The 12,943-nt window shown below is 33.2% G+C and carries 12 protein-coding genes; all 12 read left to right on the forward strand.

Going from position 1 to position 12,943, the window contains the following annotated elements:
* Positions 1 to 603 (forward strand): amidohydrolase family protein (locus tag C3E89_RS07240; RefSeq protein ID WP_236911784.1); only part of this gene is annotated, 603 nt, incomplete at its 5' end.
* Positions 584 to 1,981, forward strand: a complete 1,398-nt coding sequence (gene hydA, locus C3E89_RS07245) for a dihydropyrimidinase (RefSeq protein ID WP_236911785.1) — start codon at positions 584 to 586, stop codon at positions 1,979 to 1,981. The genes C3E89_RS07240 and hydA, both read left to right, overlap by 20 nt.
* A 24-nt stretch (positions 1,982 to 2,005) precedes the next feature.
* Entirely contained in the window at positions 2,006 to 2,812 is an 807-nt protein-coding gene (yqeB, locus tag C3E89_RS07250) for a selenium-dependent molybdenum cofactor biosynthesis protein YqeB (RefSeq protein WP_336512937.1), read from the forward strand.
* A gap of 14 nt (positions 2,813 to 2,826) precedes the next feature.
* A complete protein-coding gene (locus C3E89_RS07255; protein ID WP_236911787.1) occupies positions 2,827 to 3,654 on the forward strand; it encodes an XdhC family protein in 828 nt (275 codons plus the stop codon).
* On the forward strand, positions 3,651 to 3,986 hold the full coding sequence (locus tag C3E89_RS07260; RefSeq protein ID WP_236911788.1) for a winged helix-turn-helix domain-containing protein: 336 nt from the start codon (positions 3,651 to 3,653) through the stop codon (positions 3,984 to 3,986). The genes C3E89_RS07255 and C3E89_RS07260 overlap by 4 nt, the downstream gene beginning before the upstream one ends.
* Positions 3,987 to 4,040: 54 nt before the next feature.
* A complete protein-coding gene (locus tag C3E89_RS07265) occupies positions 4,041 to 5,042 on the forward strand; it encodes a FecCD family ABC transporter permease (RefSeq protein WP_236911789.1) in 1,002 nt (333 codons plus the stop codon).
* A gap of 5 nt (positions 5,043 to 5,047) precedes the next feature.
* Positions 5,048 to 5,821 (forward strand): ABC transporter ATP-binding protein, encoded by a 774-nt coding sequence (locus tag C3E89_RS07270; protein WP_236911790.1) that lies wholly within the window; start codon positions 5,048 to 5,050, stop codon positions 5,819 to 5,821.
* Between the two features lie 13 nt (positions 5,822 to 5,834).
* Positions 5,835 to 6,917: an ABC transporter substrate-binding protein gene (locus C3E89_RS07275; protein ID WP_236911791.1), complete on the forward strand. Its 1,083-nt coding sequence runs from the start codon at positions 5,835 to 5,837 to the stop codon at positions 6,915 to 6,917.
* A 171-nt stretch (positions 6,918 to 7,088) separates the two neighbouring features.
* Positions 7,089 to 8,015 (forward strand): glutamate formimidoyltransferase, encoded by a 927-nt coding sequence (ftcD, locus tag C3E89_RS07280; RefSeq protein ID WP_236911792.1) that lies wholly within the window; start codon positions 7,089 to 7,091, stop codon positions 8,013 to 8,015.
* A gap of 102 nt (positions 8,016 to 8,117) precedes the next feature.
* A complete protein-coding gene (locus tag C3E89_RS07285; protein ID WP_236911793.1) occupies positions 8,118 to 10,100 on the forward strand; it encodes a 5'-nucleotidase C-terminal domain-containing protein in 1,983 nt (660 codons plus the stop codon).
* Between the two features lie 180 nt (positions 10,101 to 10,280).
* Positions 10,281 to 11,123, forward strand: a complete 843-nt coding sequence (locus C3E89_RS07290; RefSeq protein WP_236911794.1) for a transposase — start codon at positions 10,281 to 10,283, stop codon at positions 11,121 to 11,123.
* Positions 11,124 to 11,211: 88 nt separating this feature from the next.
* Positions 11,212 to 12,942 (forward strand): 5'-nucleotidase C-terminal domain-containing protein, encoded by a 1,731-nt coding sequence (locus C3E89_RS07295; protein ID WP_236911795.1) that lies wholly within the window; start codon positions 11,212 to 11,214, stop codon positions 12,940 to 12,942.
* Position 12,943 lies beyond the last annotated feature (1 nt).

The following is a 12,943-nucleotide window of genomic DNA, read 5'->3' on the forward strand; positions in this document are numbered from 1 at the left end:
ATCCGTTTTGCAGGGTTAGACCAGATATTTATAACTTCTGTAAAAACCAATAAAAACAAGGATATAATAGGGAAAAACCTTATAGAATTAGGAGAAATACGGGGTAAAGACCCTTATAATGCAGCTTTTGATCTTATATATGAAGAAGAAAACTCTGTAGGAATGGTGGATTTTTATGGACTGGAGGAACATATCATAAAGATTTTAAAAAGACCTGAACAAAATGTATGTACTGATGGAATGATTTCTGATAATCCTCATCCAAGATTATATAGTTCTTTCCCCAAAGTTTTAGGTAAATATGTAAGGGAGGAAGAAGTCTTATCATTAGAAGAAGCAATATATAAGATGACAAAGAAACCGGCAGAAACTTTTAGGCTAAAAAATAGGGGGGAAATAAAAGAAGGAAATTTTGCAGATATTGTAATATTCAATTTAGAAAAGATAAAAGACAAGGGAACTTTTGTAGAACCTAAACAATACCCAGAGGGTATAGATTATGTTATCATTAATGGAAACATAACATTGGAAAAAGGAAAATATAACAAGATTTTGGCAGGGAAAGTGTTAGAGGGGTGTATAGATGGCGATTGTAATAACTAATGGACAAATAGTAAGTTCAAAAGGAATTATGGTAAAGGATATTCGGATAGTAGGAGAAAAGATAGAAGATATAGGAATAGATCTAGTAAAGCCTAATGATGAAGTAATAGATGCAAAAGGTTTCTATATACTTCCTGGTGGTATAGATGTACACACCCATTTTGATGCTGAGGCTGGAGGAATGGTAGCAGATAGCTTTTCAACGGGAACTAAAGCTGCAATTATGGGTGGAACTACCACTATTATAGATTTTGCTGAACAAGTAAAGGGAGGTACCCTAAGGGAAGCCCTAGAGGATTGGAAGAATAGGACAAAAGATAATACCTATACTGATTATGGATTCCATATGACCATATCGGATTGGAATGATAATACTTCTATAGAGATGGAGGAGATGGTTAAGGAGGGGATAACCTCATTCAAAATGTTTTTTGCCTATGAGGATTTAAAGGTAGATGATGGGTCTATATATGAAGCTTTGAAAAAATCTAAAGAGTTAGGGGTTTTAATAGGATTTCATTGTGAAAATGGCGATATAATAGATAGTCTTAGAAAGGAAGCAGTCTCAAAGGGAAATACAGAGCCAGTCTACCATGAAAAAACCAGACCATCATCCTTGGAAAGAGAGGCAATATCAAGACTTATTACCATAGGAGAGTTGTTAGATAGTCCCATTTATATAGTCCATTTAAGCTGTAAGGAAGGCTATAATGAGGTGCAGAAAGCAAGACAAAGAGGGCTTAAAGTGTTAGTAGAAACCTGCCCCCAATATCTATTGTTAAATAAAGAATATTATACACCTAAAGTAAAAGACCCATTTGAAGGGGCTAAGTATGTAATGTCACCACCTCTAAGGGATAAAGAAAGTAATAAAATATTGTGGAAAGGTATTAAAGATGGAGCAATAGATGTTATAGCAACGGATCATTGTGCCTTCAATTATGAAGGGCAGAAAGAATTAGGAAAAGATGATTTTACTAAGATTCCAAATGGAGCCCCAGGAGTGGAAAATAGATTTAAACTAATATATACCTATGGGATAATGGAAAACAGAATAAATATGGAAAAACTTGTAGAAGTCCTTTGTGAAAATCCAGCCAAAATCTTTGGATTATATCCTAAAAAAGGAGTTATTCAAAGGGGAAGTGATGCTGATATTTTGGTGTTTAATCCTCAGGTTAAGTCTATAATAAAAGCAGAAAATCAAACTCAAAATGTAGACTATAATATTTATGAAGGATTTACCCAGTATGGTAAGTTTGAGTATGTCTTTCTAAGGGGACAGATGATAGTAAAGGATGAGAAACTTTTGATATCAAAACCTTTGGGAACGTATCAGAAAAGGAAATTGACCATTAGGGGAAGTGAATACGACTAGTCTTAAACTTTATTATACAAGAAGGTGACAAAATTGGATACCATAATAATACGAGGTGGTGGAGATTTAGCGTCAGGGATAGCCTATAAACTTCATAAAGCTGGGTATAAAATAATCATTTTAGAAATAGACAAACCTTTAACCGTTAGAAGAAAGGTGGCTTTTAGTGAGGCTGTCTATGAGGGTGAAACAATAGTAGAAGGTATTAAAGGAATCTTAGCTAAAGATAAAGATGATATCTATAAAATTTGGAATGCAGATGCTATTCCAGTCTATATAGATGAAGAAGGGGGCATAATTCAGGAGGTTAAACCCTTAGCAGTTGTAGATGCTATAATTGCAAAGAGAAACTTAGGCACCAATAAATCTATGGCTCCAATTACCATAGGAATTGGTCCTGGGTTTCAAGCAGAAAAAGATGTAGATTTAGTAATAGAAAGTAATAGGGGACCAAATTTAGGAAAAATAATTCACTATGGAAAGGCAGAGGAAGATACAGGTATTCCTGGAGAAGTAATGGGATATAAAGAGGAGAGAGTACTTAGAGCCCCTTGTAATGGGGTGGTTAAAGTCTATTATAAAATAGGAGATATAGTATATGAAGGAAATGCAATATGTCAAGTAGGAGATGAAAAAGTAATAGCACCTTTCAAGGGGATTTTAAGAGGCATGATAAGAGAGGGATTGTATGTAAAAAAGAGGGTTAAAATAGGAGATATAGATCCTAGATGTATAAAGGAATATGCTTTTACTATTTCAGATAAGGCAAAAGTTATTGGTGATGGAGTTTTAGAAGGGATAGAATATTTAAGAAACAAGAAATCCATTTGAAAGGAGTGCCAAATATGCTAGAAGATAGAAAAGTTTTATTAAAACTTAATAAATGTTTAGAAAAAAATCAATCTGTAGCTATGATAACTATTGTAGAAGCAGAGGGTTCGACACCTAGAGGTGTTGGAAGTATGATGCTAGTAGATGGGGAAGGAAATATACTGGAAGGGACAATCGGTGGTGGAGTTTTAGAACAAAAAGCAAGAAAAGATGCAATTAATTGCATAAAAGAAAACAAATCCTCATTAATAGACTATAATCTAGATAGGGATTCAAAAACTGGCAATATTTTGCCTATGGCTTGTGGTGGTAAAGTGAGTCTATTTATTAAGGTATACAACTCCCGAGAAAAGTTAATCCTAGCAGGAGCTGGTCATGTGGCAGAAAGAATTGCTAAGATGGCTAATATACTAGGTTATTCCATTTCCGTTTTAGATAATAGAGAAGAAAGAGTAAATGAACAATTATTTCCTCAAGTTGAAAATTTAATTCTAGGCAATATAGTGGAAAATTTAAAAAAGATGGATATAGATAATAATACCTTCATTATAATAGTAACCCACGGGCATAAACATGATCAAGATGTTTTAGAAGTAGTACTAAAATCCAAGGCCAAGTATATTGGGATGATAGGAAGCAAAAATAAGGTTAAAACTACTTTTAACAATCTTTTAGAAAGGGGCTGTTCAAAGGAAGATTTATCAAAGGTCTATAGTCCAATAGGATTGGATTTAGGAGGAGAAACTCCCGAAGAAATTGCTTTATCCATTATGGCAGAAATACAGGCAGTAAAATATGGAAAAGATGTACCTCATCTTTATAAAAGCAGGTGGAAATTTTGAAATTAGAAAGTAGATTTTGGATGGTACAAAATGGGGAGAAAGTTTTTGGAAGAGGACCTTATATATTGTTGAAAACCATAGATAGACTTGGGAGCCTAAACAAGGCTGCAAAGGAATTAAACATGTCTTATAGCAAGGCTTGGTCTATTATAAATCGAGCAGAAAGAGTTTTAGGATATTTCCTCTTAGAAAGGGAAACAGGTGGTGTTGATGGAGGAGGGTCCTACTTAACCTCTGGTGGAAAGGCGATAGTAAAGGCATATGAAGAATTTTGTAAAGAAGCAGAGAAGTCGGTGGAAGAAATTTTCAATAAATATTTTAAAGATATTTAATTTTTTTGGAAGCGTTATATTAACTAAAGAATAACGATGAAGGGGTAGATTTTTATGAAAGATGCAGTAAATAAAAGGAGGTTTTTGTGGGGATTACTAATATTTGTTTTTTTCCTATCCTTTGCTATCGGAAGATATCCTGTTCCCATTGGAACTTTAATAAAAGTTCTTTTATCTAAGGTTTTTCCTATAGATAAAACTTGGGCAGACACAATAGATACTATAGTTTTTAGGGTTAGACTTCCTAGAATATTAGCAGCAATGTTGGTAGGAGGATCCCTTTCCTTATCTGGGGCAGTATATCAAGGAATGTTTAAAAACCCATTAGTATCCCCTGATATATTAGGAGTTTCAGCAGGGGCTGCTTTTGGAGCTGCTTTAGCCATATTTTTATCTTTTAATACGGTAGGAATACAAATATCAGCTTTCTTATTCGGCATATTAGGGGTAGCTTTAGTTTATCTAATTAGTATAAAAGTAAAAGAAGATCCTTTAATTTCGCTCGTCATTATCGGTATATTAGTAGGCTCCATATTCACGTCTCTTACTTCAATAATAAAATATATTGCTGATACAGAGGACAAACTACCTACAATAACCTTTTGGCTAATGGGAAGTTTATCTGGAATTTTACCTAAAGACGTTAAAAGGGTATTCGTTCCTATCTCAGTAGGGATAGTACCTTTATACCTACTAAGATGGAAACTAAACGTACTTTCCTTAGATGAAGATGAGGCTAAGACTTTAGGTCTTGATACAGGAAGGATTAGGATGATAGTAGTAATCTGTTCTACTCTTATGACAGCAGCTTCTGTTTCTATTAGTGGCATAATAGGTTGGATAGGCCTTGTAATTCCTCATTTAGGGAGAATATTAGTAGGTCCTGATTATAGAATTTTAGTGCCTACAACCCTATTATTAGGCAGTACATATTTATTGATAATAGATAATATAGCAAGGGCAGTTACAACAGTAGAAATACCTCTTGGGATATTGACTTCCCTTATAGGAGCTCCCTTTTTTATATTTCTATTATTAAATAAGGTAAGGAGTTGAGATAAATGATTGAGATCAAAGGCTTAACCTGTGGCTATGGAGAAAGGAGAGTGTTAGAAGATGTAAGCTTTACTGGGAACTCCGGAGATATTATCTGTATACTAGGGCCAAATGGGTCAGGTAAATCCACTTTAATTAAGACAATTCTAGGTCTATTAAAACCCTTTGAAGGAGAGATCTTAATAGATAATGAGGATATTAAAAGTTGGAATTGGAGAAAAAGAGCAAATAAGATTAGCTATATCCCTCAATCCTTTAGTTCTACTTTTCAATATAAGGTTAAGGATATAGTTTTAATGGGAAGAAATTCTTATTTAAGCCTTATCTCTTTTCCTTCTAAAAAAGATGAACAAATTGCTGAAGAAGCCATGGAAAAACTCAAAATTTTACATCTTAAGGACAAGATATACTCTCAATTAAGTGGTGGGGAACGACAATTGGTAAAAATAGCTCAGGCTTTAGCCCAGCAATCTGAAATTATAATTATGGATGAACCGACTAACAATTTGGATTTTAGCAACCAAATAGTTATGTTAGGACATTTAAAGGAATGGATAAGGGAAGGAGTTACAGTCATAATGGCTACCCACTGTCCTGAACATGCTTTTCTATATGGAACGAAAGCTCTATTAGTAAAGGATAAAAAGGTAGTAGAAATAGATAATCCAAAGGAGAATTTAAAAGAAAAGGATTTAATAGAACTATATAATGTGGATTTAAAAATTATAGAAATAGATTCGAAAGATAAAGCTAGCAAAATATGCATACCTGCATTTTGAAAGGAGGAATAATATGTTTAGAAGAAGTATTTCCTTATTTATTATTTTAGTATTGGTACTTTCCCTATTGGTAGGTTGTAATAATGAGGTAGCAAATGAAGACTTAGAAGACGAAGAGTATATTAAAATAGAAGATATGGCTGGAAGAATAGTATTAATACCAGCTAAGGCTGAAAAAGTTTTCGCCACCATACCTACAGGAACCATACTTTTATACTCTTTAAATCCAGAAAAAATGATAGGATGGAATTATAATTTAAGAGAAGGAGAAAAAAGATTTATTGATGAAGAATACCATGACTTACCTAATCTAGGTGGTGCAGGTAAAAATGCTATTAATATAGAAGAAATGCAAAAGATGGATCCAGCTTTTTTAATAATAATGGAAGAATTAGATGATGGTACCATATCAAAAGCTGAAGAACTGGAAGAACAAACGGGAAAACCTGTAATTTTGTTGGATTCTGATTTACATAAATTAGATGAGGCTTATAAAATATTGGGGAAGGCATTGGGAGAAGAAGAAAGAGCAGAAAAACTGGGTAATTACTGCAAGGAAACTATAGAAGATATAGAAAATAATATATCTAGGATGAATAAAGAAGAAAAAGTAAGAGTATACTATGCAGAAGGACCTAATGGGCTAGAAACGGAACCTTCCAACTCCTGGCATGCTGAAATAATTGATATGGTAGGAGGGGAAAATGTAGCGAAGGTAGAAATAAAAGGGGATAAGGGAAAATCGGAAGTATCAATAGAGCAGTTATTAATATGGAATCCAGATTTAATCATCTCTTGGGATGATGAAAGAGGAGGTTATTATTCAGGGATATTTGAGGACCCAGCTTGGCAAAGTATAAAGGCGGTAGAAAATGGAGAAATATATGAAATACCTAACAAACCTTTCAATTGGTTTGATAGACCACCTTCTGTAAATAGGATATTAGGAGTGAAATGGTTAGGAAATCTTCTATATCCAGATATTTTCGATTATAATATGGCGGAAGAGGTAAAGGAGTTTTATAATCTATTCTACCATTATCAACTAACTGAGGGAGAAATAGAAGAGTTGTTGAGAAATTCTACAAGATATTAATTTATAATAAGTTGCCTAATTTATGGTTGGTACATAATAGGCAACTTATTTGTAATATAATTGTAATAATTTAAAGCCTTGTAAAATAATATCTTTATAGAAAACCTACAAAGAAAAGTTATAGAATTTATGCTATCATATTTAGGATTATAGATAAAGGGGGGCTTAAATATGGTAGCTAAGAAGTACATATTAGCAGTTCCAAACTTTAGTGAAGGTAGAAGAAAGGATGTAATTGAAGCCATAGTAGCTGAAGTTAAGGATAGAGAAGGCGTAAAACTAGTAAGTTATGAACCAGAACATGATTTTAATAGAACGGTAGTTACAATAGTAGGTGAACCAGAGCCTTTAAAGAAAGCTTTAATTGCTATGGCTGGGAAATCCTATGAGCTTATAGATATGAGGGAACAAGAAGGAACCCATCCAAGAATTGGCGCTCAGGATACTATACCTATTTTTCCACTGAGAAATATTTCTTTAGAAGAATGTGTCCAGTTAGCAGAAGAAATAGGAAAGGAATTATTTGAAAAGTATAAAGTACCAATATACTTTTCAGCAGAAAATGCTAGAACAAAAGATAAAAAAAGCATCTCCTATATAAGAAAGGGACAATATGAAGGGTTAAAGGCATTATTAGAGGATTCTAATCATCCGGATTATGATAATAGAAAGCCAGACTTATCAGTAGAAGGAAAGTTAAGCGAAAAATCCGGAGCAACTATAGTTAGTGCTGATATGGAAGGATTAACTGCCTATAATGTGTTTTTAGCTACAGAAGATGTAAATATAGCTAAAGAAATAGCAAAAGCAGTAAGAGGACCTAGTGGCGGATTCTCTACAGTTAGGGCAGTTGGTATTAAATTCCCAGAAAGAGAAGGAGTAGTAGTTTCTATGAATATGTTTGACTGTGCATCTACACCACTTTATAGAACTTTTGAATTGGTAAAACAAGAGGCTAAAAAGTATGGAGTGGCCGTTACCGGTTCAGAATTAGTAGGACCAGTGAAATTAGATTATTTGCTAAACAATTTAGAATATTATTTGGGATTACAAGGGTTGAGACGAGACCAAATACTAGAATCTCATCTAATGGAATAATGATTGTAGACCTCCCTTAGGTGTCTGATACCAAAATGGGAGGTTTTTATTACCATAAAAGGGTATAAACATACTAATTATATTTAAAAAGGGGGATTTAGCGTGAGTTATAAGGGTAAAAAACTGTTTAGCCTTGTGCTTTCATTTTTGCTGATTATAGGAGTTTTTACTTTACCGGCACAAGCAGAAGAAGGAACGGTACAATTAACTATTTTAGGAACTACTGACCTACATGCAAATATATACAATTGGTCCTATGAAGATGGGAAAGAGGTAGAGGATTTAGGTATAGCTAAAGTATATTCGGTAATTAAGGAGATTAGAGAGGAAAATCCTAATACCCTGTTATTGGACAACGGAGACACTATTCAAGGAACAATCCTTTCAGATGACTTATATAATACAAAACTAGATTTACCTCATCCAGTAATCGATGTTATGAATTTTATGGAATATGATGCTATGACTTTGGGAAACCATGAGTTTAACTTTGGACTTGAATTAATCGACAAAATAGTTGAAGAAGCAGAATTTCCGATCTTAGGTGCTAATATCTACTGGAAAGATGGAACTAATTTTGCTAAACCATATATTATTAAAGAAGTAGCTGGTATTAAAATTGGTATCTTAGGTCTTGGTAATCCAAATATTCCAAGATGGGATGGACCTAAGGTAACGGAATTAGAGTTTGAAGCTATAGATAAAGCTGCAGACAAATATGTAAAGGAATTAAAAGATCAAGTAGATATAATAATTGCTACAGCCCATGCTGGTTTAGAGGAAGAATATAGTGAAGCAGATTCAGTAAGGCTTGCAATTGAAAAGAATCCAGAAATTCAAGCTATGCTAGTCGGCCATAGTCATGCTTCAGTGGCTGAAACCGTAGGTACTACATTGGTTGGTGGTGCAAGGGATGCGGGAAGACAGGTAGTAAGATTTGATTTAACTCTTAAGAAGGATGGAGAAACATGGAATGTAATTGATAGGAAGGTAGAATTAATTGAAGTAACCGACTATGAAGCTTCAGAGGAATTAAAAGAATATGCTAAGGAATACCATGAAGCTACCTTAGAATTTTTAGAAGATGTAATAGGTCAAGCAACAGAAGATTTCCATCCAGCTTCTGAAGTGAAGGGTATTCCAGAGGGACAAATTAGAGACACGGCAGTAATGGATTTAATCAACGATGTACAGCTTAAATATTCAGGAGCAGATATATCTTCAGCTGCATTATTCCAACCTTCTTCTAATATAAGGAAAGGGGATATTACTTATAGTAGTATTTTCGACATATATAAATACCCAAATACCCTTGTAGGAGTAGAAGTTACAGGTAAGGAATTAAAGGATTATATGGAATGGTCAGCTTCCTATTATAATACCTATAAACCAGGAGATATAACTATAAGCTTTAATCCAGATATTAGGGCTTATAATTATGATATGTTCCAAGGAGTAGACTATAAAATAGATATTTCTAAGCCGGCAGGTGAGAGGATAGTTGATTTGAAGTTTAAAGGTGAACCTGTTAAAGATGAAGATACTTTTAAATTGACTATAAACAACTATAGACTTAGTGGTCTTCAAAGTATGGGAATTATTAGTGGAGAACCCTATTTCAACTCAGACCCAATATCTTTAAGATCCTATATAGCCCAATATATAAGGGAGTCAGGGACTATAGAACCAAAGGTTGATAATAATTGGGAAATAATTGGTGCAGATTTAGATCATCCACTTAGAGATTATATAATAGAACAAGTTAATGAAGGTAAAATAGAAATTCCAACTTCTGAAGACGGAAGAAGTATTAATAGTAGGGCCTTAAATGTATATGAATTGATTAAAGAAGGTTTAATACCTGAAGAAGTGTTAAGAGAACATGCATCTTCATCTATAGAAGTAGAAGAGTCAGTAGTAGTAGAAGAAGTAAAAGTAGACGAATATGTAGTAAAATCAGGAGATGTGTTGTGGAAAATTGCTGAAAAATTCAATACTACATGGGAAAAATTAGCCGAATATAATAAAATGAAGAATCCACATCTTATATTCCCTGGACAGAAAATATTAATTCCTGCAAATTAATTATCATACAGTTCCCATTTGCATTTTTGCTAATGGGAACTTATTTATAATAAAAGTTTTCGACTAATTTATATTAAATCCTATATATTTCCCGGGAAAAGGATAAAATAAAGAAAAAGAAGGAAATATGTAATTTATGTAGAATATTCTATATAGGATAATTAGATTAGGGGGAACAATATGGGTAGAAAGCCTCGAATTCAATATTATGGTGCTATTTATCATATAATCCAAAGGGGAAATAATAGGGGATTAGTTTTTAAAGAGGAGAAAGATAAACTTTATTTATTGGAACTATTAAATGAATCTAGGGATATTTATGATTTCAAAATATTTGCCTATGTTATAATGGATAATTATTATCATCTTTTAATGCGGACTTTTAATATTTCTATTAGTAGGATAATGCATAATATAAACAGTAAATATGCTAAATATTATAATTTGAAAATGGGGAGAAGAGGTCCAGTATTTAAAGGTAGATATACTAGTGTGTTAATTCAAGATGAAAGTTATTTACTAGAACTTGTAAGATATATACACAATAATCCAGTGGCAGCTAATATATGTAACTCAATAGAAGAATACAAATGGAGTAGTGATATATTCTATAGAATGAACATAGGAAATATAGTAGATATAGATGTTCTATTAGATACACTTTCTCTAGATAGGAAAGAATCTTTGACAAAATATGTTGAATTAATGGATCAAGAAATATCTAATTATGAAAATCTGAAGAATTTTTATGAAGGAAATGGAATAATAGGCTCACAGGCATTTATAAGATCCTTTGAGAAAACGAAAAAAGATGAAAGAACTACCTTAGATGAAATATTGAAGAGATCTTGTCCTACAGAAAATGAATTCAATCTTATAAAAAAGGGTTCCAGAAAAAGGTATTTAACAAAATATAAAATTAAATATATACAACTGGGGAGAGATGAAGGATATTCATATAGGCAGATAGGGGAGAATATAGGAGTTTCAGGGACTTCCACCAGAAATATCCTAAAAAAGTAGGTTTAGGACAAAGGTTGATGTGTATAATACCCATAAAACGGGTAATTGATAATCAATATATTTAATCAAAAAAGGGGGAGATTTAAAAATGTTTCTAAGAAACAAAAGGTTGTTAAGTCTATTTTTATCCTTAGCACTAGTATTAGGTATGCTTTTAGTACCGGTACAAAATTTAGTGTTCGCTGAGGAAGGGGAAGTAGTCAAACTTACCATTGTCCATACTAATGATATTCATAGTAGGGTTACAACTGGTGACAATGAAATTGGATTCCCTAGGTTAGCAACAAAGGTAAAAGAGTTAAAGGAAGAGAATCCAAATGTATTGGTATTAGATGCAGGTGATACTATTCATGGTTTACCAATAATAACCGTTTCCCGTGGGGAAGCAATGATTAGGCTAATGAATGAAATAGGTTATGATGCTATGACTCCAGGAAATCATGATTTTAACTATGGTTATGATAGGCTGGTTGAATTAAATGAAATGGCAGGGTTTCCAATATTAGCTGCAAATGTTATTAAAGATGATGGCACTAAGGATTTAGAGGAATATACTATAAAAGAGGTAGATGGACTTAAAATAGGTATATTTGGATTGGCTACAGAAGAAAGCAAGTATAAATCTAATCCTAAAAATACTGAAGGGATAGATATTGTAGATCCAGTAGCTAAAGCAGAAGAAATGGTTCAAAAATTAAAGGAAGAAGAAGTAGATATGATAATAGCCTTAGTTCATATTGGTGTAGACGATGAAAGCAATCCAAAGTCTTCTGATATAGCAGAAAAAGTAGAAGGGATAGATTTAATGGTAGATGGACATAGCCATACCCTTTTAGAAGCGGGAAGATTAATTGGAGATACTTTACTAGTTCAAACAGGAAACTATCTTAACAATATTGGAATTGTAAATATAGAATTTACTGATGGTGAAATAACTAAAAAAGAAGCCACACTATTTACTAGGGAAGAAGCGGAAGAATTAAAAGAAGATGAAGAAGTTAAAGGAATAATCGAAGGCTTAGAAGAAGAGAATAAGGAAGTATTATCAACGGTAATTGGAAGTACTAAGGTGAGACTAGATGGAGATAGGGAAATAGTTAGGACCCAAGAGTCTAATTTTGGTAACCTAATGGCTGATGCTATGCTTAGTATAACGGGAGCTGATGTGGCTATAACAAATGGTGGAGGAATTAGATCTCCTATTGAAATAGGTGAAATTACTAAAGGCCATGTATTAGAAGCTTTCCCATTTGGTAACTATGGAGTTATGATGGAGATCAAAGGTATAGATATATTGAATGCTCTAGAACATGGGGTTACAGAATATCCAGAGTCTGCAGGGAAATTCCCTCAAGTAGCTGGTATGACCTTTAAAATAGATCCAACTGGAGAACCAGGCAATAGAGTAAAAGACCTAGTAATTAAAGGCGAACCTGTAGATTTAAATAAGGTATATAAATTAGCTACTAATGATTTTATGGCTGCTGGTGGAGATGGTTATGAAGCTTTAGCAAACGGAAATATTGTGGCTGAATTTGCAGCTTTTGATGAGATGTTAGCTCAGTATATACAAGAATTAGGAGAAGTAGATATTTCTGTTGAAGGTAGGATAACAGAAGTAGAAAAAGGAGAAGAATCAGAAAAGATAGAAGAACCAGAAGTAGCAGTAGAAGAAACCTATATAGTAAAATCGGGAGATGTACTGTGGAGAATTGCTGAGAAATTTGGACTAACCTGGGAAAGACTTGCAGAATATAATGAGCTCAATAATCCACATTTAATATTCCCTGGACAAAAGATATTAGTACCTGCAAAATAGA

Source organism: Clostridium sp. Cult1 (assembly GCF_021655095.1).
In the GTDB taxonomy this organism is placed as follows: Bacteria; Bacillota; Clostridia; order Tissierellales; family Tepidimicrobiaceae; genus Schnuerera.